We start from the raw sequence: 26,037 nt of genomic DNA, 5'->3' as shown, positions 1-26,037 counted from the left end.
GCGCTCAGCGCGCGAGCAGCCCCTCGGCGCTGCGCTCCAGCACCTCGGCGACCCGGCGGCGCGCGGCCCCGCCCGGCCCCGTCGCGACCTGCTGCCACCGGGCGAGCGCCGCGAGCGCGGCGTCCCGCATCCGCTCGGGGTCGGCGTCGACGGGCAGCCCGAGTCGCACGTGCGCCTCGCCGCCCTCGCCGCCCGCGAGCCGCGCCGCCGCGGCGTCGACGATCGTCGGGGCCTCGCCGCGGGCCACCTCGTCGAGCAGCACGTCCTCGGCCAGCTCGTGGGCTCCGGCCCGCAGCTCGTCGACCTGCCAGCGCAGCGCGTCGGCGCCCTTGTCGATCGCCCGCGCCGCGAGCCGCTCGAGCACCCGGCGGGCGGCCAGCACCGGCGCCCGCGCCGCGAGCGCCACGACGGCCTCCGCGGGAGCGACGCCGTCGCGGAACAGCAGCTGCCCGGGGCGCAGCCCCTCGGCGAATCCCGGCCGCGGCGTCAGCGCGCAGACGACGGCGTCGACATCGCCCCAGCGGCCGTCGGGGTCGCGGATCTCGGCCGCGAGCGCGACATCGGGCGCCGCGTCGCACAGCAGCGTCTGCACGCCGGGCATCGGCGCGGGCACCGGACCCTGCACGACGAGCAGCGTCACCGGCGCGACGAGCGCGTCGCGGCAGGCCTCCAGCTCGTCGGCGGGCAGACCGGCGACCTCGACCAGGGTCGCGACCCGGCCGTGCACGGGGCGCGCCGCGATCTGCCGGTTGCCGACCGGCAGCGAGGTCACCTCGCTGCGGTCGGGCATCGTCACCTCCACCTCGACGGAGTCGCCGGTCGGGCGCACCACGAGCTCGCCGCCGAGCGAGGCGATCCGCTCGGCGTCGACCACGAGCGCATCCCCGAGGTCGGCGGCGTCGAGCTCCCGGGCGCCGCCGATGATCGCGACCAGCGCATCCGCCCGCCGCAGTCGCAGGCTCGCGCGCCCGCCCGCCCGCGCGACCGTCGTGAGCGCGCCCGCGACCGCGTGGTAGAAGCCCGACTCGATGTCCCATCCCGCCCGGCGGCCCAGGTGGCCGGTCACCTCGACCGGCACCGGCAGCGCCGCGGCGAGCTCGCGCAGGGTCTCCTCGGCGCCGCGGTCGGGCAGCATCGCCGGGAACACGCCGCGCACGGCGTCGCGCAGGTCGTCGATGAGCTGCTCGGCCGTCGCGTGGATCGCCGGCCACTCGACCTCGTCCGCCGGCCGCGCGAGCAGGGCCCGCAGCGTCGCCAGGTCGCGCACGGTCGCCGTCGTGATCGTCTCGACCAGCCGGATGCGCTCGCCCTCGCGCACGCGCGCGGCGCGCACCTCGGCCCGCTCCGCCTCGGTCTCGCGCTGCAGGGCCTCGCGTCGCGCGCGGTCGAGCGTGCGCATGGCCCGCGCCGCGCGCACCGTCGCGGCGAGCCACACGCAGGTCTCGTCGAGCAGGCGGCGGCGCCGCGCGGTGCCGAGGTCGGCGCCGGGCCGGATCTCGAGCACGCCGATGCCGGGCACCGGATGCCGCTCCACCGCATCCCAAGGCACCGTGACCGCGCCGCCGTCGTCCGGCCAGGCCGCGATCTGCTGGTGGTGGCCGTCGGGGAAGGTGCGCAGCAGGCGCACCTGGGGCGCCGTGCCGTCGGGAGCGGCGACACCTCGCGCCAGGTTCTCGAGCAGTGCCGGCAGCAGCGCCTCGCGCGGCGTCGACGCGAGCACCTCCGCCGCCTCGCGCGGCGCCGCCGGCGTCGTCATCGGCCGCTGCCGTCGACCTTCTGCGCCTGCAGGTAGGTGAGCACCGCGAGCACCCGGCGGTGGTGCATGGTCGCGTCGGCCGGGATGCCGAGCTTCACGAACAGCGACGCCACGTGCTTCTCGACGGCCTTCACCGACACGAACAGCTCCTCGGCGATCGACCGGTTCGCGCGGCCCTCGGCCATGAGTCGCAGCACGTCGAGCTCGCGCTCGCCGAGTCCGCCGATCGCGTCATCCCGGTGCTCGCCGATCTCGACGAGCCGGCTCGCCAGCACGGGCTCGATGACGATCTCGCGAGCCAGGATGCGCTCCAGGGTGTCGTTGAGCATCTGCACCCCGGCGATGCGCTCCTTGAGCCGGTATCCGATGCCCTCGGTGCCGATCGCGAGCATCGTGCGCAGGTAGTGCGACTCGGCGTAGTGCGACAGCAGCAGGAGCCCGACCTGCGGGTGCAGCGCCCGGATGCGCGTCGCCGTCGTGAGGCCGCCCTCTTCGCCCGGCGGCATCCGGATGTCGAGCACGGCGATGTCGACCTGCTCCGCACCCAGCGTCGCCAGCAGCTGGTCGCCGTCGTCGTGCGCGGCGACGACCTCGTGGCCGGCCGCGCCGAGCAGCATGACGAGGCCCTCGCGGAACAGCGTGCCGTCGTCGGCGATCGCCACCCGCATCGAAGCCCCGCATCTCTCGGCCGCCGCGCGCTCCCGCGGCAGCGGGACGCCGAGCTCATCCTACGGCGGCGGTGCACGGCTACCACGGGAGTACGCCCGCGTAACATCGGTCGTCTATCGTCTGCTCCGTGCGATATTCCATCGGCGTTGACCTCGGGACGACCTCGATCGCCGTCGCGATCGGCGACGAACTCGGCACCCGGGCCGCTCAGCTCTCGCCGCTGCTCGTCGAGCCCTCGGTGGCGTTCTGCTCCGCCGACGGCACGATCCTCACCGGTCAGGCGGCCCTGCGCGCCGCCCAGGACGACCCGACCCGGCTCGTGCGCGGATTCAAGCGCCGCGTCGGCGATCCGACGCCGATCATCGTCGGCGGGGTGGGCTTCGCTCCCGAGGCGCTCATGGCCGCGCAGCTGCGCGATGTCGTCGCCCGGCTCACCGAGCTGCAGGGGCAGGCGCCCGACCGCGTGGTGCTCACCTGCCCGGCCGCCTGGGGGCCCTACCGCCGCGAGCAGTTCTCCCACATCGCCGCGCTCTCGGGCGTCGCCGTCGATGAGATCGTCACCGATCCCGTCGCGACGGCCACCCACGTCTCCCGCGACCGCGGGCTCGACGAGGGGGCGATCGTCGCCGTCTTCGACCTCGGCGGCCGCACCTTCGACGCCACCGTGCTGCGCCGCGGCGCCGACGGGCTCGAGGTGCTCGGCAGCCCCGAGGGCGTGGAGCACCTCGGCGGCGACGACTTCGACGACGCCGTGCGCGGACTGCTCGACCAGCGCGTCGGCGGCCGCATCTCGGCCCTCGACGCCGCCCGGCCCGACGACGCGGCGACGCTCGCCGCGATCGACGAGGCCTGCACGAGCGCCAAGGAGGCGCTGTCGGTGCGCGAGGACACGGTGGTGCTCCTGCCGTTCGCCGACGCCGATCAGTCCATCACCCTCACGCGCGCCGATCTCGAGCGCGCCATCCGTCCCTCGATCGGGCTCGCCGTCGCCGCGCTGCTGCGCACGATCGACTCGGCCGGCATCGACGCCGAGGCCGTGTCGACGGTGATCCTCGCGGGCGGGTCGTCGCGCATCCCGCTCGTCGCCGAGGAGGTGGCCGCGCTGGGGCGGCCCGTCGCCGCCACGCACCACCCCAAGTTCACCGTCGCGCTGGGCGCGGCGGAGCGGGCGCGCGGCATCGCGTCGCCGGAGGCGGAGCTCGCCGTGGTCGGTGCGGGTGCGGGTGCGGGCGTCGCGCCGTCTGCCGCCACCGGAGCGCCTGCCGGTGCGGTGCGAGCCGCGTCGACGGCGTCATCGACGGGCACGGCGGCCGCGCCGCGCGCCTCCGACAGCGCTCGCACCCCCTGGCGCCTCACGCTGCACCGCGGCACCGCGATCGTGCTGGGCGCGGCCCTCGCCGCGGTCATCGTCGCCGCGATCGTCGTCGCTGCGGTGCTGGGTCGCGCCGGCGGCGTCGAGGCCGCGAACTCCCAGACGAATCCGGCCAGCGGCCCCAGCGCCTCGGTCAGCGCCGAGCCGACCGTGACGGCATCGCCGGCGCCCGACGGGGCCGACGGCAAGTCGGGCACGAAGCCGACCGTCGCCTCGCCGATCTTCACGAGCGGCAGCTCCACCGCGGGGCTCGCCTGGTTCGTGCAGTCGAACGACGCGAACGGCACCTGGGGCGTCACCTCGCTCGCCGAGGGCTCCGCGTCGCGGCCGGACCTCACGCTGACCCAGTCGGATGCGGGACTCCGGGCCGTGTGGGCGAAGGGCGGGCCCGCACAGACCTACGCGCAGACCGACGGCACGCCGATCGACCTCAGCGACATCGCGGCCGACGACGGCGCGCTCGTCTTCGACGTGACCCGCAACAGCGGCGCCGCCGAGCAGTTCGAGATCGCGGTCCACTGCGGATACCCCTGCGGCGCGGCCGTCGACATGACGAGCATCGTCAACGGCTTCCCGCCCGGCACCACCCAGCACGTCATCATCCCCGCCGAGTGCTTCACCGCGTCGGGGCTCAAGCCCGGCTCGGTCGACACGCCCTTCCTCGCCCTGAGCACGGGCGATCTCGACCTGACGTTCACCGACATCCGGTGGGAGAACCTCACGGGCGCCGACGTGAGAGCGGTGCGCTGCGGCACCTGACGCGGCGGCCGGATCACCCCCGTTCGAGGGCCGGTAGGGATACCCCCATTCGGGGGGCAGGGGTGACCGCCCGAGCGGGGGGATGAACCCAGAGACAGCGCCTTCGCGCGGTCAGACGATCGAGACAGACGTCGACCGACGGAAGGACTCGATCATGGCGATCACCGCAGCACCCACCGCGACCACGACCGCGAACCGCGACACGAGGGCGTTCGACGCCCTCGTCGCCGAGCACCGCCAGGGCCTCGTGCGCTACGCGACGCAGCTCATGAACGGCGACCGATCGGCGGCGGAAGACGTCGCGCAGGAGACCCTGCTGCGCGCCTGGCGTCACCTCGACCGCCTGACCGAGGACCAGGGCTCGGTGCGCGGCTGGCTCACGCGGGTCGCCCACAACGTCGCCATGGATCAGCACCGCGCGCGCCGCTCCCGCCCCACCGAGATCGCCTGGTCGGAGTTCGACGCCGAGAGCGCCGCGTCGATCGACGACACCGCGCGCGAGGTCGAGGACCGCGTGCTCGTCGACGAGCTGCTCGCGCACGTCTCGCAGCTGCACCGCCGCACGCTCACCGAGGTGTACCTCTCCGACCAGACGGCCGCGGCCGCCGCCGAGCGCCTCGGCGTGCCGGTCGGCACCGTCAAGAGCCGCGTCTTCCACGCGCTGCGCACGATCCGCTCGCAGTCGATGGATCTCGCCGCCTGATCCGCACCGCTCTTCCGCGTACCTCGGCGATGCCCGCCCGGCTCCGGCCCGGCGGGCATCGCCGCGTCCATGGCGGTCTCCATCGCCGTGTCCGGGGTGGATGCGTGTCCCGCGCCCGGCGCAGCGATCAGGCCCCGATCGCCTCCGGCGACGGCACGTCCTCGGGCAGCAGCAGCACGAGGTCGTCCATGGTCGGGTCCTCGATCCCGCGGGTGCGGCGCGCGTGGTTCGCGATCGCGGCATCCATGACCTGCCGTGCGTAGCGGCCGTTGCCGAAGGATGCGGTGCGGTCGACGGCCGTGAAGTGACCGCGCAGCGCGGCCACGGTCGGGCCGGTGCACTCGTAGCCGGACCCGGTGGCGTGCTGGTTCACGATCGTCACGAGCTCGTCGGGCGTGTAGTTGGCGAACCGCACGCGGTGCGAGAAGCGGGAGTCGAGGCCGGGGTTGGTCGCGAGGAACTGGTCCATCTCGCGCTCGTAGCCGGCCGCGATCACGACGACCTCGTCGCGGTGGTCCTCCATGAGCTTCACGAGGGTGTCGACCGACTCCTTGCCGAAGTCGGCGCCGCTGCCGCCGCCCGAGGCCAGCGTGTAGGCCTCGTCGATGAACAGCACGCCGCCGCGGGCGCGGTCGAAGGCCTCCGTCGTGCGGCGGGCCGTGTGGCCGACGTACTCGCCGACCAGGTCGGCGCGCGACACCTCGGTCACCTGCCCCTGGGCGAGCACACCGAGCGCGGTCAGCAGCGAGCCGTAGAGACGCGCGACGGTCGTCTTCCCGGTGCCGGGAGGGCCGGCGAAGATCAGGTGCCGGCTGAGGGACGGGGCGGGCAGCCCGGCGGCTTGACGGCGTCGCGCGGAGGTCAGCAGATCGACCATCCCCTCGACCTCGGCCTTCACGTCGTCGAGGCCGACGAGCTCGCGCAGCGTGCCGAGCAGCTGATCCACGCGCTCCTCGTCGACGCGGCCGACGCCGGCCCCGATCGACGAGCCGGGCAGGGGCCCGAGATCGTCGGGCACCAGTCTCGTCAGGGTGAGCGCATCCACGGCGTCGGCGTTGCCGAGGCGGTAGGCCTGCCGCCCGAGCATCTCCTCGAACACCTTGCGGGCCGTGCGGCCGTTGCCGAAGGTCTCGTCGCGCGGCAGCTTCGTGAAGTAGTCGTGCAGCGCCGCGCGCGTCTCGAACTCGAGGCTGTAGTGGTTCGCGCTGCAGAGCCCCTCGACGATCGTGACCATCTCGGCCGAGGAGTAGTCGGTGAACTCGATCGTGCGCGAGAAGCGCGACGACAGGCCCGGGTTCGCGGCCATGAAGGTGCGCATGTCGTTCGTGTAGCCGGCGACGATCACGACGACGTCGTCGCGGTGGTCCTCCATGAGCTTCACGAGCGTGTCGATCGCCTCGCCGCCGAAGTCGTTGCTCGATCCCGAGTCCTTCGACAGGGCGTAGGCCTCGTCGATGAACAGCACGCCGCCGAGCGCCTTCTGGAACATCTCGGCCGTCTTGATCGCCGTGCCGCCGATCACGGCGGCCACGAGGTCGGGGCGGGCGACCTCGACGAGCTGTCCGGTGCGCACCACACCGAGGGCGGCGAGGATGCGGCCGTACAGTCGCGCGACGGTCGTCTTGCCGGTTCCGGGCGAGCCGGCGAAGACGAGGTGCCGCGACACGGGCGGCGAGGGCAGCCCGGCCTCGGCGCGGCGCTCGGCCATCTGGTGCATGCGCACGAGGGTCTCGACCTGGCGCTTGACGCTGTCGAGGCCGACGAGCTGGTCGAGCTCGGCCAGCATCCGGTCGAGCTCGCTCTCGCCCGACGGGCCGGGCTCCGCCGCGTCGGCGCGCGCCGGTTCGGCGCTCGTCTGCGGCGTCGCGGGGGCCCCGTCCTGCTCGTCGTCCTGGTCGCCCTCGCGCCGGTCGACCTCGACGTCGGCGTCGGGATCGACGCGCACCGCCTCGCCGTCGACATCCCGGATGCGGGTCCCCCGCAGCGCGCCGGTCGCCGAGTCCTCCCAGGCGAAGCCGAGCCGACCGCCCCGCACCGCGCCGCCTTCGACGACGAACCGGGCCGTGTCGCGCGCGACGGCCGCCTCGCCCTCGGCGTCGACGATGCGCACGTTCGTGAAGGTGACGGTCGCCTCGTCGGACGCCGTCGCGCCCGTGCCGGCCGGTCGCTCGATCGTGGAGTCGGCCAGCGCGAGCGACGCCGTGCCCGCGACGACCACGGCGTCGTGGCCGGCCGAGCGCAGCTCGCAGCGCTCCGCCGTGAGCCGGGCGCCGTCGATGAGGTGCAGCGCGTGCGTGGCGCCGTGCTCGATCGTGACGCCCGCGAGCTCGATGCGCGCATCCGCCATGCCGACCACGCCCTGCCCGCCGAGGCGGCGCAGGGTCACGTCGGCGAGCGATGCCGATCCGCCGGTCGTGACCAGCAGGCCGATGCCCTCGCCGTCGGCGACCACGGTGCCGGCGGCATCCAGGCTCGCACCGCCCTCGATCGTGATGGCCGCGTTCGCGATGGTGCCGATCGTGCCGCGCACGAGCGACAGCTGCGCGCCGTCGGCGGCGAGCAGGCCGCCCTGGGCCGTCTGCACGTCGAGGTCGGCGACCCGCGCGGAGCTCGGCCCGCGCACGACGAGCGCCGTGGTGGCGATGTCGTGCAGCCGACCGCCCGAGATCTCGGTCTTGCCGCCCTCGTAGACGAGCACGCCCGCGCCGCCCGCGTTCGCCACCGCCGAGTCGTGCATCGTCAGCAGCGCCTCGGCCCGCACGACGACGGCCACCTCGGTCGACGCCTCGATCGTGCAGTCGTCGAGCGAGACGGCACCCGACTCGACGTCGACCGCCACGTCGCCCTCGGCACGGGCGAGCGTGACGCCCGACACCCGCACGTCGACGGCGGCGCTGCGCACAGCGGGGCCGGAGGGGCCCTCGATGCGCACCTCGCCGGCGTCGCCGACGCCCGACAGCGACACGGCGCGGTCGATCGTGACCGACTCCCGGTACACCCCGGGTCGGATCGAGATGACGTCGCCGTCGTTCGCCGAGGCGAGCGCCGAGGCGATGGTCTGGTGGCAGTCGGGGTTGTCGGCGGCGACCGTGAGCACCGCGCGGTCCTGGGCGATCAGTCGAGTGGCCATGTCGTGCCCTCCCAGGCGTCGGGGCGGATGGCGGCCGAGAGGCGCCGCCACGTCGCCGCGTCGAGCGGCGCCGCCGGGCCGGCTGCGCGCAGGTGCGCGACGAGCTCGGTGTCCGGTGCGATCCAGTGGTGCTCGAGGTAGTAGGCGACGGCGTCGCTCCAGATCCAGGTGCCGTCGGAGCGCAGGTCGGCCGGCACGGCGGCGTCGAGGTCGCCGAGGTCGTCGCGCAGCGGACGCGACGCGTGCACGAGCACCGAGCCCGAGCGCAGCAGCGTGAGCAGCGCATCCCGCTCGGCCTGGTCGACGATCACCGGCCGCTCGGGGGCGAAGCTCGGGATGCCGTCGCGATGCCCGTCGAAGACGCGGGCGACCCGAGGCGGCGGCGGGGTGCGGCGCAGCGAGAGGCGTCGGCCGAGGTCGCGCACCAGCGTGCGCACGCGGTCGCCGAGGGGCTCGGCGGCGGACGGCGACGCGACCTCGGAGCCGGCCTGATCGGGTGAGGCCGGCTCCGGGTCGCTGCTGTCGTCGGGGCTGTCGTCGCGGGGGACGTGGGGCGCGCCGAGGGCGTCGGGGCCGCCGGCCATCGGCGTCTCGCCGGCCGTCGGGGTCTCGACGGGCTCGTGGGCCATGTCGTGCCCGGGCTCGACGGTGTGCGCGTCGGGGGTGGATACCTCCGACGGGTCGACGTCGGCGAAGCCGATCGGCTCGGAGGCGTCGACCGCATCCGCCGCCGCGTCCGCGTCGGGCACGGGCGGCGCGAACCGCGATCGCGCCGTCGTGACGCGGTCGCTCGGGTGGGCGGGGCGCTCGGAGGTCATGGCGTCGCTCCTCATGCGGCCGACGGGAGGTCGCCGAACCAGCGGTCGTCGGCATGCGCGCCGAGGTCGCCGCGCGCCTCGGCCGCGGCCTGGAGTCGGGCGAGGGCGAGCTCGGCGTCGGCGCCCTCCTCGGCGAGCAGCAGCCGCGACGCCGATCCGTCGGCCGTGCCGAGCACGCGCAGGCGGGTGCCGGCGGGGAGCACGACGTCGGCCGCTCCGGCCGATCCGTGCAGCACGCGGTCGAGTCGGCGCCCGCTCGTCGTCCAGATCAGGGCCTCGGCCGGGCCGGTCGCGGGACCGTTCGCGGCCGCGGCGACGAGCGGCGTGCGCAGCCGCAGCGTGGATCCGGGGGTCGCGTCGATCCCGGCGGGAACGCCGCGGACCACGACCGAGCGGGCCGTGGGCAGCATCGCGAGCCCCTCGGCGAGGCAGGTGTGGAAGTCGAGGTCGTAGTCGCCATGCGGCTCGGTCGCGAAGACCCGCACGAGCGACAGCCCGGTGAGCATCGCCGAGCGGTCGCCCGCGGCGACGCGCATGCCCGGCTGCTGCGCGAGCAGCTGCGAGACGGTGCGGCTCGCGACGTCATAGCGCGAGCCGAGCGTCGTGCGCACGCGGTGGCGCTGGTCGGAGGTCGAGCTCGCGCCGATCGGCACGTCGACGGTGGATGCGCGGCGGCTCGGGCGGGCGGGCTCGGGTGCCTGCTCGCGCGCCGTCGCGGCCTCGGGGGACTCGTCGGCGGGGAGCTGCTCGGCCGTCGTGGGGGCGGGGCGCTCGGGAGCGGCGGGAGTGCTCGCGGCGGACGCGGCCGTCGACGTGCCCGACGCGCTCGGCGTCGTCCTCGTGGCTGCCGAGACCGGCTCGGGGGAGCGGGTGTCGACGGCGCCGGCGGTCGCCGTGGCCGGGGCGGGAGGTGCGACCTCGGCTGGTGTGGATGCGGCCGGAGTCGACGCGGCTGCCGCGCGATCCGGGGTGCCGGTGCCGGCATCGCGCGGTGCGGTGCCGATCAGGCGGGTCGCGGCCGATCCCTGCAGCGCCCGCGTGAGCGCATCGCTCGCGGAGCGACCCGGCGTCGACGGCGCCTCGGCAGCTGCTGCGGCCGTCGCGGTCGTCGCAGTGGTCGCGGTGGTCGTGCCGACGTGCGCGGCGGCGGGACGGGGCGCCGGCAGGTCCGGCTCGGAGCTCGTCGCGGACGCCGCCGGCGTCGCCGCCCACGGCGAGGGGGCGGGAGCTCGCGGCGGAACGGGAGGAACGGGCGGCACCGGGGCCGACCCGGCGGCTCGATCGGCGGAGCCGGAATCGGGTGCGCTCGTCACCGCGGCGACGATGGCCTCGCGGGCGCGTCGACCCGCCGCTCCGATGCCTCGTCGCCCGGTCGGCGCGAGGGTCTCGCCGCCGACCACGGGGTCCACGGTCGCCGTCGCGTCCGGTGCAGGGGCCGGGACGGTCGCCACCGCCGTGACGGTCGCCGTCCGCGGCGCCACCGCGCGGTGCGCGTCGCGCGGAGACCGCGGCTCGGTCGTCGCCCGCGGTCGCACCTCGATCGTGTCGGCCGCGTCGACGTCGATCTCGATGGTGTCGTCGAGGCTGTCGCGGTCGTCGAGAGGATCGATCTGATCGAACAGATCGTCCGCGGCGCCGGACTCGAGGGTCGCATCCACGGCCTCGGCGATCGCGCCCTGCGCCTCCGTTCCCTCCGCCTCGTCCGCGGCGGCATCCAGCTCGGCGGCCTCGAGCTCCGCGATCTCCTGCGGCCGCTCCTCGAGCGGAAGGTCGGTGTCGCCGCTCGCGTCGGCGGTCGCCGCGACCAGCCGGCCGTCGGCGGTGATCGCGAGCGCCTCGGTCGGCGCCCACTGCCCGGGGTAGGCGTCGCGCACGAGGCGGCGACCCGCGGCATCCAGCGGGTGGATGCTCACCGAGCCGCCCTGCTCGAGACGCTCCCGCAGCGGCGCGAGCAGAGCGGGCAGCGCCTCGGCGCGCCCGGCGCCGTCGCCCTGCACGAAGATGCCGAGCGCGCCCGCGGGGGCCCGCAGCTCGGCGGTGTCGGCGCGGGGCTCGCTCGCCGGGCGCACGACGAGCCCGGCGGCCACGACATCCACGACCCAGGTGTCACCGAGTCGCCCGCGGGACTTGCGGGTCGTGCCGAGACCGAAGCTCGCGCCGCCGCCGTCGCTCACAAGTCCCGGCGGGGGAGCCCAGCGCTCGAGCGTCACGGCGCCGTCGGGCGCGCAGACGCTCTCGAGCGCGAAGGTCGCGGGCAGCTCCTCGGCCTCGCCGTCGATGCGCACGGGCCGGCCGTCGATCTCGACGCCGTGAGCGACCCGCAGGGGCCGACCGAGCTCCTCGGCCAGCCGGCGCACGGTCTCGAGCGGCAGGCTCTCCGCGCCGAATCCGGCGAGCACCACCGACGACCGTGCTGCGTCGGGCAGCGACCGCAGCACGGCGAGCAGTCGCTCGACGGTCGGCGGGGTCTCGGAGGGGCTGCCGACCACCACGAGCAGCTGCCGCTCGCGCACGGCGATGCCGGCCAGCCTCACGGCGTGCCGGGCGGCGGTGCCCGAGGTGATCCAGAGGCCGGCGGGGATGTGCGCGGCGCCCTTCAGATCGTGCGGCAGCTGCGCCTGCCAAGCGGGCGCCGGGTAGCGGCGACCGGCCGGCACGCGAGCGCCGCGGGGGCTCTGCGTGACCCAGCCGTCGCCGCCGCCGACCGAGAACAGGGTGCCGTCGCCGCGGATGAAGCGGCCGGCGGGTGCGATCACCGAGACGCCGAGGGCCTGCGCGAGCCGGGTGCTGCCGGATGCGGTGTCGCCGTCGCCCTCGCCGGCGAGACCGTCTTCGGGCACGACGACCGTGCCGTCGAGGTGCGGGCGCACGGCGTCGACGAGCTCGGGCTCCGCACCGCGCAGCGCCTGCCGCAGGGCGGGGGTCGCCGTCAGGTAGCGCGCGGCGCGCAGCGGAGGGAGTCCGTCGAGCAGCGCCGCCGCATCCGCGTCGCCGTCCTCGGCGACCACGATGCCGAATCCGGTCTGCTGCACGGTGATCGAGGTCACGGCGCCTCCTTCCCTCAGCACGACCACGCGCGGCGGGGCGCGGGGGGTTCACCCGTGCGCGAGGTGGATTCCGGACGAAGCGGATCCGGCGGAGAACGCCGGCTCGGGCGGCTCAGCCCTGGTGGGTGAGCGCGTCGTCGAAGAACGCCTGCGCGTCGAAGGTCGTGCCGTCGCCGGTGCGTGAGCCGTCGGGCAGCAGGATGCCGAGGTCTTCGAGTTCGTCCTCCTCCTCGGGCACGTAGCCCGACATGGGCGCGTCGGGGATCCAGGTGTCGTCGGCCCGCGGCTCGGCGGACCCGGGCGTCTCCCGCGGCTCGGAGGGCGACGACTCGAGCGTGCTCGCCGGCGTCGAGCGAGGCGTCGACCCGCGCGTCGAGCTCGGCGTCGAGGTGGATGCGGCCGGCCGCGTCGCGACCGGCGGCGACGGCACGCTCGGGGCCGGGATCGACGTGGCCGGCGCGGGTGCGGGCTGCGACGACGGCACCTCGGTCTGCGACGGCACGGCCCGCGGCCGCGGCGGCGCCGGACGTGCCGGCGGCTCCGGGTCGTCCTCGCCCTCCGAGGCGGTCAGGTACTCCTCGGCGGTCACGTACTCGGAGTCCGTCTCGCCCTCCGACGCGGTCTCGTAGTCCGAGTCGGACCCGTCCGTCGTCACGAACGCGGAGTCGAACATCGCGTCGAGGTCGTCGCCGAAGTCGCCGTCGCCGATGTCGCTGTCGCCGAACTCGCTGTCGAGATCGCTGTCGCCGAGCTCGCTGTCATCGGCCTCGGTGTCGGGCTCGTAGCCGTCGTCGTCGCTCGTCGCCGACGCATCCCGGCGGCGGCGCTCCTCGGCGCGCTCGGCTTCGGCCTCCCGCTCCTCCTCGGCCGCGCGGGCTCCGCGCTCCGCGGCCTCCCGCTCGGCGACCTCGTTGCGGGCCCGACGATCCCGTTCGGCCTGGCGCTCCGCGGCGCGCTCCTCGGCGGCCTCGCGCTCCTCGGCGGCCATCTGCGCTCCGCGCTCCGCCGCCTCGCGGGCCGCGGCCTCGTTGCGGGCGATCCGGTCGCGCTCCGCCTGGCGCTCGGCCTCGGCGGCTCGCTCCTCGGCGGCCTCGCGGGCGCCGCGGGCCTGCGCCTCGCGCGCCGCCGCCTCGCCGCGCTCGCGGCGCGCGCGGGCGGCCTCGGCATCCCGCGCGGCCTCGACCTTCGGGTCCGCCGGAGCCTCGAGCCCCAGGGCACCCAGCTGCTGCTCCCACACCTGCAGCACGACCGGCACGTCGACCTCGCCCGGCTGGCGGGGTCCGCCGCTGCTCACGATCGTCGAGGTGCCGGCCGAGACGCGCAGGCGCAGGTGCGCGTCGACGATGAACGACCGACCGGTGTGGGTGATCTTCTCCGAGGTCTTGACGTCGGATCCCTGCTCGTCGGTGCGGCTCGACGAGATCTTGTACGACGGCGTGAGCGCGCCGAAGACGAGACCGGCGTCGGTCATGCCCGAGAGGCCGAACGGCAGCGCCATCCCCGCGTCGTCCGCGCGCTTGCGGCCGTCGGCGGCGCCGGTGCCCAGGTCGACCGTGTGCTGCAACGTCGTCGTCGGGGCGGTCGTGTCGGGGCGGATGGACGGCTCGACCAGGCCGCCTGAGATCGACAGGTCGGCGCGCAGGTCGCGGAACGCGCCGCGGCGCGCGATGAGCTCGTCGATGCCGAAGGTCTCGCCCGACACGATGCGCGGGATCGCGTTGAACAGCATCCCGCGCGAGATCGACGTGCTGAGCGCCTCGTCGTAGACGTCACCGGGGCGCGCGGCGCCGTCGGAGCCGAGCTGATCGTGCACCATCGTCTGCAGCTCGGCGACCTTGGCGGCATCCCAGCGCATCGGGCGCCAGGCCCCGACCGCCGGCAGCTGGCGCTGGTCGGCGTCGGCGTCGGGCGCGTCGGCATCGTCGCCCAGCGCGTCGGGCGAGTGCTGCGGCTCGAGGATGTCGACGGCGCCGTCGAGCGGGATCGACGGCAGGTCGGTGTGGCTGCCGCGGGTGACGCGGCGGGGCAGCAGCGAGTCGAGCGCGCCGCCGATGTGCTCGTGCAGCTTCACGCCGACCGTGAAGGCGACCGGCACGTGGTGCTGCTCGAGCGACTCGTGCTCGGCGGTCACGGCGATCTTGGGCGACACCGGGGCCGAGCTGGACTTGTCGCGGCGGCGGTTGAAGAGCGTCCAGTCGTGCTGCGCGGCTCCCTCGCCGCCGGGCTGATCCTTGACCTCGTCGGCCCGGGTGAAGAACCCGGCCCGGCCGTCGGCGCCGCCGCTGAACAGGTGGAAGCGGCTGCGCTTGCCCGTCGCGCCGCCGGCGCGCTCGGTCGAGAGCTTCTCGTCGGTCACCTGCTTCGTCGTCGCCGGGTCCGCCGCGTCGGGGCGGTGGGCGACGGCGACCTCGATCGTCGCGGTGCGCTGCGTGAAGGGTCCGGCCGGCAGCGCCACGGTGATGCGGTTCGGCTTCACGATCGCGTCGCGCACGAACCCGGACCCCGAGGTCTCGGTGAGCACGCGGCGCACCTCGGCGAGGATGCGCGTGCGGGTGCGCTCGTCGACGCCGTCGGGCCGCCACTCCCGCTCCATGCGGTCGAGGTCGGTCTTCGAGACGGTGCTCTCGCCCACCACGGCGTCGGAGTCGTCGCGGAACGGCGCGAGCGGGTCGGATGCGGTGTCGGTCGCGGTCGTCGCCGGATCCGTCGTCGGGTCGGTCGTCGGGTCGGTCGTCGGGTCGGTGGTCGTGATCGGGGTCGCCGGGGCGTGCGGCGCCAGCTCGGGCGGCAGGTCGATGCCGTGCCGCTGCAGCAGCGCGGCCGCCTCGCGCACCGGCAGCTCGACATCCACCGAGGCGGGCTCGAAGCGGGTGAACGAGGGGTTGTCGAAGCCGTTCTTCCAGCGCCAGCGCCGCAGCTCGAGCGACGGGGTGTAGCTGCGCTCGGCGTCGAAGCGCAGCACCGCCGTCTCGCCCTTCCTGCTGCGCTCGGTCGTGGTGCCCATCGACTGCTCGGCGTCGCGCGAGCGGCCGTGCGTGTAGCCGAGCTTCGCCCCGATCTGCAGCATCAGGTTGTCCTTGCCGCCGGGCACGGTGCCGCGCACGAGGCCGTCGGCGCCGACGTTGACGCTCCACTCCTTCGACGTGCCGACCGCGCGCTCCTCGGCGGAGCCGCGCAGCAGAGTGCGGTCCTTCCGGGTCGTGACGAAGGCGGGGTTGCCGAGCCGCTGGCGCACCTCGACCGAGCCGTGCAGGTCGCCCAGCTTGCCGGGCAGCTTCATGTCGCCGGTGCTGACCGACCGATCGCCGAGGCCGGCGTTCGCGATCGTGCGCAGTCCCGCATCCGAGCCGAGCGCTTTCACCGTCGCCGCGGTGACCTCGCCCGGCTTCGTGAACGGCGAGCGCGTGAGCTGCGGGCTGCCGTCGGCGCTGTCGAACGCCCGCGATCCCCAGCTCGAGAAGTTGCCGCTGCCGATCGGCGAGCGGTGCGCGCGCCCGTCGCCGTGGGCGAGGTCGGCGCGCTTCGACAGCGACGACTCGAGCAGGTCGGCGTGCGCCTGGTGGCCGTGGATGCGCTCCACCTTCGCGAAGGTGCCGAGATCGGCCGTGTCGATGGCGGCGAAGGCGGGGTTGTCGGCCGTGCCCACGCGCGTGTGGGCGCCCTGGCCGTCGGAGCGCGTGCGGTCGAGGTGCGGACGCCGCACGGTCACGCCGTCGATGTCGATCGGGCGTCCGCCGGCGGGCGTCTCGACACGGTGCCGGCCGGACGCGTCGCCGCTGCCGAGCAGGCGGCTGCCGGCGAGTCCGCGCTGCAGGAAGTTGGCGTCCTTCGTCGACTCGTGCACGACGGTGAGGCGCGTGCGCGAGGGGTGGTAGCCCGCGGGGCCCTTGCTCGACGCCGAGCGGGTGTCCTTCAGGGTGTGCTGCGCGGCGTTCTTCGCCGAGCGCTGGTGTCCGGCCGAGATCTGGGCGATGCCGGCGCCGAAGTTCGAGCTCGTCGAGGCGGTGGAAGCGCCGGCGCTCGTCGGCGCGAGCGAGGCGATCGCCTGCGTGCCCACCGTCACGCTCTGCCCGGCCTTCGAGTCCATGCTGGCCTCGCGCTTGCTCGCGAGCGACTCCTCGTGCTTCGACGTGCGGCCGTCGCTCTGGCTCGCCGGGTCTCCGAGGTCGACCACGGCCGTCACGGTCACGCGGTGCGTGCGGCCGTCCTCGTGCCAGACGGCGGTGGTGCCGCCGGTCGCGGCGTCGTAGAGCGAGGCCTTGCCCGTCTCGCCGTCGAACCGATTCGCGACGGCCGCCTTGCCCGCATCCGAGAGGCCCAGACCGTCGACGATCTGGTCGGAGAGGTCGGTCGGCACCGACACGAAGGAGTCGCGCGACGGGTCGAACGCCGAGTCCTCGCGCAGCGGGCCGGGCATCATCGTCGTCGTGTCGGGGCGCACGGCGCCGGGCAGCCAGAGCCCGCGCGCGGCGGCGTCGGCGACCGGCACCGAGAAGGTCGTGCGCACCTCGACCGGGCGGGACTGGCCGAAGCCGGTCTGCACCTGCACCGTGCGGGTCAGCGAGTAGATCGCGACCTTGTCATCTTCGCTGCGCGCCGCCGTGTGCTTGAGCTCGCTCGATCCGCCGATCTGGCCGCTGGTCGTCGCGGTCAGGCCGCCGCCGACGCGCAGGAAGCTGCGCAGCCGACCCCGCGCTCCGACGGTGGCGCTCAGGTCGACGCCCTTCGACCATCCCGACGAGAAGGCCGTGCCGCGCGAGGTCTTGCCCGCGCTCTCGGCGATGCCGAGGTACTTCGCCTTCGGGCGATCGGACCCGTCGACCTCGAACGTGGTCGTGTCGCCCTTCCGCTTCGCGGCGCCCGACTCGGTCAGAAGGCTCGTGAGGGCATCCACATCGCGCTGCGATCGGGGACGCACCGAGCCGTCGGTGAGGTTCGTGACGCGCTTCGGACGGATGCCGCGCAGGTCGACGCTCGTGAGGGTCGGGCGCCCGGCCGGTGGGCGGCCGCGCTGCTCGGGGGCAGTGCCGCTCGTGTGCTCGACGTCGGGCATCGACAGTCGCGTGTCGACGTCGACGCGCGTGGTGCGGCCGTCGGTCGTGAGGCTGAGCGACACGTTCGCATGCGCCGGCGTCGAGGCCGCCTTGGGCGCGGCGACGTCGCGCAGCGTCGTCTTGAGCCCGAGATCCGAACTCGACGACACGCCCATGCCGAAGGTCGCCGCCGGGAACCCCGGTGAGGGCCCGACGCTCACGGTGAGCTGGCCCTCGACCTTGGCGGTGTTGCTCACCGACGTCTTCGTCGAGCTCTCGACGTCCTGCGTGCGGCTGAAGACGTCCTCGGCCTCGGCCGGGGTCTCGGTCGTGTCGGTGTCGGTGTCGGTGTCGGTCGCGGCCGGATCGGCGGTCGTGGCCGGGTCGGCCGTGGATGCGGTGTCGGCCGTCGAGGGATCGGTTTCGGCCGTCGAGGTCGTCGCCGGCGCGGTCGGCGTCACGGCCGGCATGCGCACGTCGGTCGTGCGCACGTCGGCGGTGCGCCCGTCAACCGTGATCGACCCGGCGTCGAGCACGCCGCGCCAGGCCGCCGCGGTCTCGGCCGCTGTCGAGCTGTCGCTGAGGCCCAGCGCATCCCGAACCGCCTCGGGCGTGACGCCGAGGTGGTCGGCGACCTGAGTGTGCAGCTCGCCCGAGCGGTCGATCGCCGACAGCGGCAGCGGCTGGCCCTGCAGCAGCTCGTTCGCCGGGTAGCTGCTCTCTCCGAGCTGGTGCTGACCGTCGGCGAGGCGCTCGATGGCCCACAGGTTGCGCGGGTAGAGGGCGGCGCCGTCGCGGTTCACGCCGTCGCTCATGATGCCGTCGTCGTGGTGCACGGCCGTGCTCGTCGCATCCCGCTGGAAGATGCGGCGCGGGTCGACCGACTCGTCGGCGAGTCCCAGCGAGTGCAGCAGCTCGTGGGTCAGAACCTGGCCGCCCTCGTCGGTGCGCCAGTGCCGCTGGTCGGTGGCGGTGACCGGCTCGCCGTCGGGCCCGAGCCCGGTCTGGCCGACCTCGTCGACGGGGGCGACGACCTCGACCGTGCTGTGCGCATCCGCGGCAGTGTCGACGAACTGCACGTCGAGGTGCAGCTGGTCGCCGCTCGGCAGCCGGTAGCCGCGGTTGACGATCGCGTCGACGCTCGAGCGCGCGCGGTCCTGTGCCGCGGCGACGTCGGCGGGGGTGACGCCGTCGCCGGGCTGCAGGTGCAGGCGCACCGTGTACACCTGCACCGCACGGCCGCCGGGCACGACGACGCGGGCGCGGTCGTAGGCGATGATGCCCTCGAAGCGCTCGACGCGGCCGTTGCGGGTGTCGGCGCGCACGTCGGCGACGCGCAGATCGACGGGATGCGGCGTCGCCGAGGCGAGACGCGGGCGCCAGTCCGACTCGGTCACCGGGGTCGCGGTGGGCTCCGACCAGGGCGCCGTGCGCTGGGAGGCGTGACGCCATCCCTCGTCGCGGGCGGGCTCGATCCGCGGGTCGGGACCGGGCAGTGGGGGCACGGGACGCCGCGACCCCGACGCGGTGGAGCTCGTCGCGGGCGCCTGCCGCGGGGGAGCCGGACGCGGCGGCGCGGGCGGCGGAGGCGCGGGCTGGTGGGCATCGGGCTGGTGGGGCGCCGGACGCATCGGCAGGTCGACGCTCGCGCCGCGCGTCCCCGGCCCCGCCTGCGCGTCGCGCTCGGCCGCCTGCTGCTCGGCGTAGCGCTGCCGCACCTCGGGCGAGGGCTGGATCGGGTCGTCGGGCGTGCCGGTGGGCTCCGAGCGCGTCGGGCGCTCGACCTGGATGCTGCTGCTGAGCCGGTCGCCGCTCGCCGCCACCGAGGTGAAGACCTGGTCGTCGTGATCGGGCTTCGCGACCATGTGCGCGTCGAAGAGGCGGCGGCTGCGCGGGGTCGGCTGGCCGTCGATGTCGAGCTCGGTGTCGAATCCGGTGCTCACCCAGTTGTTGAGCGTCTCGTCGCCGACGCGCAGGTTGCCCGACGAGTCGGTCGAGCGACGCAGCACGCTGCGGTAGTCGTCGATGCGGTTCGGCGTGAGCTGCTTCGTGAGGAAGTCGAGGTCCTTCTGCACCTTCGCCGCCGACGGGCGGCGCTTCGAGAAGGGCGCGTCGCCGACGAGGTCGCGCAGCCGCCGCAGTCCGCGCAGCTCGCGGGGGTCGCGGCGGGGCGGGGTCGTGCTGTCGCGGTTCTCGGCGTCGCGGCGGTCCATCTCGGCGAAGCCCTCGGCGATGTCCTTGCGGTCGGCGTCGGGGAGCGAGTTGAGCAGGGTCTTCAGGCGGGTTCCGCCGGCCTTGCGCTCGGTGCTCGTGAGTCGTCGGTCCATGACGTCGGCGAGGGTGCGCAGGGCGTCGGCGCGCGAGGGCGTGGATGCGGTCGGGGTCGTCGGGGGACGGAACGCCGCCAGCGCGTCGGAGCGCCCATCCCGGGTCTCGGGCGAATCGACGAGGCGCGAGAGCTGCACGAGCGCGTCGTCGCGGTCGACGCGCACCTGCTCGTCGCTGCGCTGGTGGACCGACGCGCGCGGCTCCTGCGCGATCGCGCGGGCGTACTGCTGGAAGCGGCCGATACCGGCGGCGACCTTCGCGTGGCCCTGCTCGAGGTCGCGGCGGCCCTGCCGCTCGAGCCGGTCGCGCGCGGCGTCGTCGGTCGTCGTCTCGGCCTGACGCAGCGCATCCTCACCGCGGCTGATCTGGCGATTGCCCTCGACGCCCGACAGGACCGCCCGGTTGAGCACGTTCTGGCCGGCGCCGGCGGCGATGATGTGGTTGCGCGTCGTGCCGGGGGCGTTGCCCTGCGCCGGGCGGTCGCGCTCCTGGCGGGTGCGGCCGTCGCCGGCGGCCACGGCCGTCTCGGCGATCGTCTTCTGGTCGGGCAGGTTGGTGTACCGGTCGAGATGGTCCTTGCGGCCCGGGGCCGACGGGTCGACGCCGAGGTGGTCGCCGATCGCGTCGAGCTCGGTGGCGGTGAAGCCCTCGGTCGGACCGTAGCCGAGCTGGTGCATCGCATCGCTGTCGTCGAACACCTTCGGCTGACCCGTGCCGTCGAGGTCGGGTTGCGTCGGCCGCACCGTGCGGTCGTTGCGGTAGATGCTCGACGGCACCGTTCCGTCGGGGTTCGGGCGCGGAGCGGGGTCGATCTTCGACGAGTCGGCCTCGATCGGGCGCTTCGAGCCGGTGGCCTGGGGGGCCGGAGGGGTCGTCGTCGAGTTCGTGCTCGCGGACGGGTTCGGGTTCGAGTTCGGGTTGGTGGATGCGCTCGGCGTCGTCGACGTCGAGGGCGAGAGGCTCGGCGACGGCGTCGACGATGACAGGCCGGTGCGCGACCGCTTCGGGGCGGTTCCGGCCGAGGAGCTCGCGGTGGTCGGCGGCTGCTTGCGCTTCTGCTTCGGCGCCGGTGCCCGCGCCGGGGTCGTCGACGGCGGCAGCTCGCCGTGCGGGGTCGGGGTGAAGCCGGCCTGCTGCGGCGTCGCATCCTGCCAGGTCGTGTGGATCTGGTCGAGGTCGACGTCGGTCAGGTACGGCGGGGCATCCGCCGCGCTCTTCCCGTCGTCGCCGAGCCGCGGCAGCTTGTCCACGCCGTCGCCCATGACGCCGGGACGCTTCGGGGTGCGCAGCAGGTGGTGGTCGGCGTTGTATCCCTCCCGGGCGCCGACGAAGTGCATGACCTCGTGCACGAGCTTCGGTGCCTGCGCGGGGTCGGTCGACCAGGTGCGCTGGTCGACGTCGCCGTCGTCACGCAGGGTGATGCGCACCCGGTCGCCGGGCGGTGCGTCGCTCGTGACGAACACCGGGTCGAGCTTCACGTGCATCGTGTGGGTGCCGCCGAGCTGGTGCTGACCGTTCACGAAGGCGTCGAGGTGCGCCTGCACGTCGTCGGCGACCTCACGCATCCGCTCGGGGGTGATCGAGTCGACGTCGGTCGTGATCTCGACCGGCACCTCGAAGAGCCGGATCTGCTCGCCGTCGACCGTGAGGTCGCGCGACACGTAGTCGACCGTGGCGATCTCGCCGCGGATCTCCGGTCGGATGCGCCCCTGCCCGTCGGTGGTCGGCGTCGCGCCGTCGTCGCGCGAGGGGGTGAACGACTCGGTGCGCAGCTGCTTCGGCGTGGCCGAGTCGTAGGCCGTCTGCCAGGCGGGCGTCGGCGAGGAGGCAGTCGGCGAGGCGGGGGCGGTGTCGCGCGGCGACACGTCGTCGGACGGGTCGACGCTCGTGATGCTCGTCGCATCCGTGTCGGCGTCGGAGTCGGCGTCGCTGCGGGCGTCGCCGTCCGAGTCGCTGCTCAGGATGCTGGACGCGTCGCTGTCCGTCGCGTCGCGGTCCGTCGAATCGGTGTCGGTGTCGGTGTCGGTGTCGGTGTCGGTGTCGGCCGCGTCGCTCGTGGTGTCGTCGGTCGTCGCCGGCGCATCCGGTGTCGTGGTGTCGTCGGTCGTCGTGACGTCGGAAGTTGCCGGGTCGGAGGTGGCGGTGTCGCCGTCGACATCGACGTCGGTCGACGGCGGGTCGCCGTGCTGCGCGGTCGAGGGAGTCGGCGTCGGGCTCGACGTCGGCGTCGACCCGGTCGTCGACGAGCCCGACGCGGGAGCGTGGTTCGACGACGGCGTCGCCGACGACGAGTGCTGCTCGTCGGGCTGCGGCCCGTCGTGGTCGGGTTCCGACGTCGAGTCCTGGGTGCTCGTCGTGTCGGTGCTGGTCGTGTCGGTGCTGGCCGTGTCCGTGCCGGTCGTGTCGATGTCAGGCGAGGTGCTCGTGCCGGTGTTCGTCGAGTCGGGGTTCGGCGCGACGTCGGTGTCGGGCGTCGAGTCGGTGTTCGAGTTGGGATCGGTGTTCGTCGACGAGTCCTGATCCGACGTCGTGTCCGTGTCCGTGTCCGTGCTCGGCGTCGCGTCGGTGTTCGTCGAAGGGTTCGGCTGGGGCGTCGGATTCGGGTTCGTCGATGTGCCGGAGTCGGCCGTGGTGTCGGTGCTGCTGTTCGTCGGCGAGTCGGTGTTCGCGGTGTCGGCATTCGTCGACGTATCGGCGTCGGTCGACGGGCCCTCGTTCGACGTATCGGCGTTCGTCGGCGCGCTCGGAGTCGTCGTCGAGTCCGGGTTCGTCGAGTCCTGGTTCGACGGCACGTCGTGATTCGACGTCTCGCTGTTCGAAGCGTCGCTGTTCGAGCTCTCGCTGTTCGAGGCGTCGCTGTTCGAGGCGTCGCTGTTCGACGGGACGTCGTGGTCGGTGCTCGGCGTCGCGTCGGTGTTTGTCGAGTTGCCCGGGTTCGTCGAGGCATCGGTGCTCGTCGAATCGCCCGGGTTCGGCGTCGCGCCGGCGGGGGTCGACGGGTTCGACGTGGAGGCCGAGCCGTTGTTCGACGAGGGGCCGTCGTTCGAGGCGGACCCGTTGTTCGACGTGGAACCGTTGTTCGACGAGGTGCCGTTGTTCGACGTGGAACCGTTGTCAGACGTCGAGCCGGAGTTCGACGTCGAGCCGTTGTTCGACGAACCGGCGTTGCTCGACGATCCGGCGTCGTTCGACGCGGGGCCGCTGCTCGACGAGGAGCCGTTGTCCGACGACACGCCGTCGCCCGTCGACGAGCCGGTCGACCCGCCCGCGGAGGCGGTGCCGCTGGCGCTCTCCTGGCCCTGCGGCGTGCCGCCGGACGGGCGCTGGCCGAGCGGGTCGGGCCCGGTCGTCGACCCGCCGAGCGGTCCGTTGCCGCTGGCCGTCGAGCCCTGACCGCCGCCGGCGTCCTGGGTCCCGCCGGTGCCATTACCCGATCCGGTGCCGAGGCCGCCGGCTCCGGTGCCGCTGGTCTGCGGGCCGGACTCCGGGTTCGAGCGCGTGCCGCCGTCGCCGTCGCTGGTGCCGCTTCCCTTGCCGCCGCCCGACGATCCGGGCCGATCGATCCCGCCGCCGAGGTGCGAACCGGCCGCCGTGCCGAGCCCCGTGCCGATGCTCGACGAGGCCGCCGAGAGGATGCCGCCGACACCGACCTGGAACCCCTCGCCCTGGATGGCGCTGTAGGTGCCCTCGGTCATGACCTCGACGAAGGCCTCGCCGGCGAAGTCGGTCGCGATGTCCTGTGCGGTGTCCTTCCAGCCGTGCGGCTTCGGCGCGTCGCTCGACCCGGTCGTCGAGGGCAGGTCGCTGTCGCCGGAGCCCTTGCCCGGCGGGGGTACGTCGACCCCGTCGCCCGAGCCTTTGCCCGGGGGAGGCACGTCGACCCCGTCGCCCGAGCCCTTGCCTCCGCCGGTCGGCACATCATCGCCGACGTCGTCGCCGAGGCCCTTTCCCGCTCCCGGTCCCCCGCCGGTGGGCACGTCGTCGCCGATGCCCTTGCCGGCGCCCGAGCCGACCCCGTCGCCGATGTCGTCGCCCACGCCCTTGCCCGACCCGATGCCGTCGCCGATCCCGTCTCCGGCGCCCTTGCCGAAGGCCTTGCCGAGTCCGGCTCCGCCGAGGATGACCGCGCCGCCGAACATGCCCGCCAGCGCACCGCCGGCCGCCGCGCCCGAGGTCTTGTCGCCATCCCAGTCGGTGCGGTTGCCCTCGGCCATCTGCACGAGCTGCGCGACGGCGTCGATCGCGACCTCGCTGAGCACGTTGAACGCGGCGCCCTTCGCGATCTCGGCGAGCAGCTTGCGCAGCAGGGTGCGGAACAGGATGGTGTACATCGCCTTGCGCGCCGCGAGCCAGGCCATCGACGCGCCGAACGACGGCACCGCCATCGCGACGGCCCACGCGATCTCGGCGATCAGCGCGATGAGCGCGCCGATGAGCGTGTACTTCGTGTACTCGACGTCGAGCGCGAGCTTCTCGAGGAACTGCGAGCTCGACAGCATCGACTCGGCGACCTCGCGCAGGGCGTCGCCGTCGGTGAGGGAGGCGATGTACTGGTCGTAGGCGTCGCGGCTCGCGCCCGAGAAGCCCTGCTGCGTCGCGGCGAGGTCGCGGCGCATGTCGGAGTCGAGATCGGCCAGCTCGCGGGCCGCGAGCTCCCAGCCCTGGGCGAGTGCCCGCAGCTGGTCCTCGTTCGCCATCGGGAAGCGCTCGCCCGCGAGCACGAGGAAGAGGTTGCTGGCCTCGTTGCTGACCATGAGCGCCATGGCGACCTCCTCTCCCCTGCACACGGGTCGCGGAGGCCGGATGGTTCACCGTCCTCGCGACCGCGCCGCGGGCGCGGGGTCCGCTGCCGACGGCGGATCGTGCTACATCTGGTGCCGGCTCTCGCGGGTCGCGGAGTCCTCGGTCTCGGCGAACTCGCGCGCGACCGTCGTCGTGTCCTCGGCGATCTCCTCGACCGACGACGACAGCGCCGTCATGAACTCCTTCGCGGCGGCCGCGGCGGGCACGTAGTTCGTGTCGTACGACTGCTTGAAGTCGCCGTCGCCGGCCGCGTCCGGGTACCGGGACGCGAGCTGGTCGACGGTCGATGACAGCCCGTGCACGCGGCTCTGCAGAGCGCGCAGGCGCTGAGCGCTCTGGCGCAGGCGGTCGGGATCGGCGGCGAAGCGGTCATCGGTCATGGCGCACCTCCCCGAACTGCGCGACGAGGCCCTGCATCATCGACGTCATCTCATCGGCTGACGGCATCCCGGCCATCGGGTCGAGGCCGTCGGGGGCGCCGTCGGCGAGCAGTGCCCGACCGCGCTCCTGCACCTCCTGCTGCGCCTGCGCCACGATGGCGACGATCTTCGAGCTCAGCTCCTTCGGCGCCAGCTCGCGCCACGACTGGCCCGTGATCTTCAGGTCGGTCAGCACGCCGCGGGCGTCCACGGTCGCGCTCAGCACGCGGTCCTTGGATGTCGCGGTCGCGGTGAGCGCGTCGACCTCGGCCGCGCGCTCGGCGAGGTCGGCGTGCGTCTGGCGCACCTCGGCCATCATCTGCTCGATCTCGTCTCCGGTGAGCTGCATCACGCTGCTCCCTCCTGCTGCGCTGTCGCAGCCTGATCCGCCGCGCTGGATTCGGCGCGCCGCTTCGCCTCCGGTGCGCGGCCTCCCGCGACGCCGGCCGGAACGTGGGCCGGCTGCACCGGCTCGCGCTCCTCGCCGAGGCCGATGACGCCGTTGCCGTCGGCGTTCGTCGTGCCCCAGATCTCCTCGTCCTCGGCGAGCCAGGTGTTGCGCTCGCGATCGCGGTCGCGCGCGGCCTGGTTGTTCGGAGACATCGGCATCATCGGCATCCCGCCGCCGCCCATGCCGCCGCCCGAGGCGCCGTTGTTCGAGCCGGATCCGTCGCCGGAGCCGGACCCGTTGCCCGAGCCCCCGCCCGCGCCGAAGCCGCCGTCGCTGCCCGCGCCGCTCGCGCCGAAGGCATCGCTTCCGCCGCCCGCGCCGCCGCCGGGGGTTCCGAACGAGGCGCCGCCGCCGAGGTCCGAGCCTCCTCCGACGCTGCCGGGCGCGAAGCCGCCGCCCCCGCCGCCCACGCTCGAGCCGCCGAACGACCCGCCGCCCGCGCCGCTTCCGCCGCCCGCACCCGCGCCACCGCCGGCCGCGAAGTCGTCGCCGCCTCCGGCGCCCGAGCCGCCCCAGCCGGAGTCCGCCCCGTTCCCGCTGTCGCCGAACCAGTCGTTGCCGAGTCCGTCGCCGCCGGTGCCGCTGCCGCCGAAGTCGGACCCGAGCCCGTCGTTGCCGGTTCCGGAGCCGCCGAAGTCGCTGCCGAGCCCGTCGTTGCCGGTGCCAGAGCCCCCGAAGTCGTTCCCGAGCCCGTCGTTGCCGGTTCCGGAGCCCCCGAAGTCGTTCCCGAGGCCGTCGTTGCCGGTTCC

The 26,037-nt window shown here is 74.6% G+C and carries 10 protein-coding genes and 1 pseudogene; 2 read left to right on the top strand and 9 right to left on the bottom strand.

Going from position 1 to position 26,037, the window contains the following annotated elements; all coding sequences use genetic code 11:
* Positions 1 to 4: 4 nt before the first annotated feature.
* A complete protein-coding gene (locus FJ658_RS01720) occupies positions 5 to 1,756 on the bottom strand; it encodes a hypothetical protein (protein ID WP_141143667.1) in 1,752 nt (583 codons plus the stop codon).
* The gene (locus FJ658_RS01715; RefSeq protein ID WP_219995688.1) at positions 1,753 to 2,418 is read right to left on the bottom strand and encodes a response regulator transcription factor; all 666 of its coding nucleotides are present in this window, start codon (positions 2,416 to 2,418) and stop codon (positions 1,753 to 1,755) included. Before FJ658_RS01715 ends, FJ658_RS01720 begins: the two co-directional genes overlap by 4 nt.
* Before the next feature lie 134 nt (positions 2,419 to 2,552).
* Here FJ658_RS01715 and FJ658_RS01710 point away from each other — a divergent pair, with 134 nt between their 5' ends.
* Together FJ658_RS01710 and FJ658_RS01705 are read left to right on the top strand one after the other, a co-directional pair.
* Positions 2,553 to 4,556, top strand: a complete 2,004-nt coding sequence (locus FJ658_RS01710) for an Hsp70 family protein (protein ID WP_141143665.1) — start codon at positions 2,553 to 2,555, stop codon at positions 4,554 to 4,556.
* A 154-nt stretch (positions 4,557 to 4,710) separates the two neighbouring features.
* A complete protein-coding gene (locus tag FJ658_RS01705; RefSeq protein WP_141143664.1) occupies positions 4,711 to 5,259 on the top strand; it encodes a sigma-70 family RNA polymerase sigma factor in 549 nt (182 codons plus the stop codon).
* Between the two features lie 127 nt (positions 5,260 to 5,386).
* On the opposite strand, the gene FJ658_RS01700 is transcribed toward FJ658_RS01705, so the two are convergent.
* The 7 genes and pseudogenes from FJ658_RS01700 to FJ658_RS15950 form a co-directional block, all read right to left on the bottom strand.
* Positions 5,387 to 8,389, bottom strand: coding sequence for an AAA family ATPase (locus tag FJ658_RS01700; RefSeq protein ID WP_141143663.1), 3,003 nt, complete (start codon positions 8,387 to 8,389; stop codon positions 5,387 to 5,389).
* Positions 8,374 to 9,207 (bottom strand): hypothetical protein, encoded by an 834-nt coding sequence (locus tag FJ658_RS01695; protein WP_141143662.1) that lies wholly within the window; start codon positions 9,205 to 9,207, stop codon positions 8,374 to 8,376. Before FJ658_RS01695 ends, FJ658_RS01700 begins: the two co-directional genes overlap by 16 nt.
* Positions 9,208 to 9,218: 11 nt before the next feature.
* Positions 9,219 to 12,254 carry a hypothetical protein gene (locus FJ658_RS15955; protein WP_181408287.1) on the bottom strand — a complete coding sequence of 1,012 codons (3,036 nt, stop codon included), beginning with the start codon at positions 12,252 to 12,254 and terminating at the stop codon, positions 9,219 to 9,221.
* A 112-nt stretch (positions 12,255 to 12,366) separates the two neighbouring features.
* Positions 12,367 to 24,378, bottom strand: coding sequence for a hypothetical protein (locus FJ658_RS01690; protein WP_141143661.1), 12,012 nt, complete (start codon positions 24,376 to 24,378; stop codon positions 12,367 to 12,369).
* Positions 24,379 to 24,480: 102 nt separating this feature from the next.
* Positions 24,481 to 24,798 (bottom strand): hypothetical protein, encoded by a 318-nt coding sequence (locus FJ658_RS01685; RefSeq protein WP_141143660.1) that lies wholly within the window; start codon positions 24,796 to 24,798, stop codon positions 24,481 to 24,483.
* Positions 24,788 to 25,186 carry a YbaB/EbfC family nucleoid-associated protein gene (locus tag FJ658_RS01680; protein ID WP_255447531.1) on the bottom strand — a complete coding sequence of 133 codons (399 nt, stop codon included), beginning with the start codon at positions 25,184 to 25,186 and terminating at the stop codon, positions 24,788 to 24,790. Before FJ658_RS01680 ends, FJ658_RS01685 begins: the two co-directional genes overlap by 11 nt.
* A pseudogene (locus FJ658_RS15950) lies at positions 25,186 to 26,037 on the bottom strand (hypothetical protein); the annotation flags it as partial. The gene FJ658_RS01680 and the pseudogene FJ658_RS15950, both read right to left, overlap by 1 nt.

The sequence above is a fragment of the Schumannella sp. 10F1B-5-1 genome (genome assembly GCF_006517535.1).
Classification (GTDB): domain Bacteria; phylum Actinomycetota; class Actinomycetes; order Actinomycetales; family Microbacteriaceae; genus Schumannella.
The sequence above is the reverse complement of the archived record's forward strand: the minus strand, read 5'-3'. Positions and strand labels throughout refer to the sequence as shown.

Bases quoted from the DNA above. Each gene is read 5' to 3' on its own strand.
- FJ658_RS01680 (WP_255447531.1), bottom strand. From the start codon at position 25,186: ATGCAGCTCACCGGAGACGAGATCGAGCAGATGATGGCCGAGGTGCGC.
- FJ658_RS01690 (WP_141143661.1), bottom strand. From the start codon at position 24,378: ATGGCGCTCATGGTCAGCAACGAGGCCAGCAACCTCTTCCTCGTGCTC.
- FJ658_RS01685 (WP_141143660.1), bottom strand. From the start codon at position 24,798: ATGACCGATGACCGCTTCGCCGCCGATCCCGACCGCCTGCGCCAGAGC.
- FJ658_RS01720 (WP_141143667.1), bottom strand. From the start codon at position 1,756: ATGACGACGCCGGCGGCGCCGCGCGAGGCGGCGGAGGTGCTCGCGTCG.
- FJ658_RS01695 (WP_141143662.1), bottom strand. From the start codon at position 9,207: ATGACCTCCGAGCGCCCCGCCCACCCGAGCGACCGCGTCACGACGGCG.
- FJ658_RS01705 (WP_141143664.1), top strand. From the start codon at position 4,711: ATGGCGATCACCGCAGCACCCACCGCGACCACGACCGCGAACCGCGAC.
- FJ658_RS01700 (WP_141143663.1), bottom strand. From the start codon at position 8,389: ATGGCCACTCGACTGATCGCCCAGGACCGCGCGGTGCTCACGGTCGCC.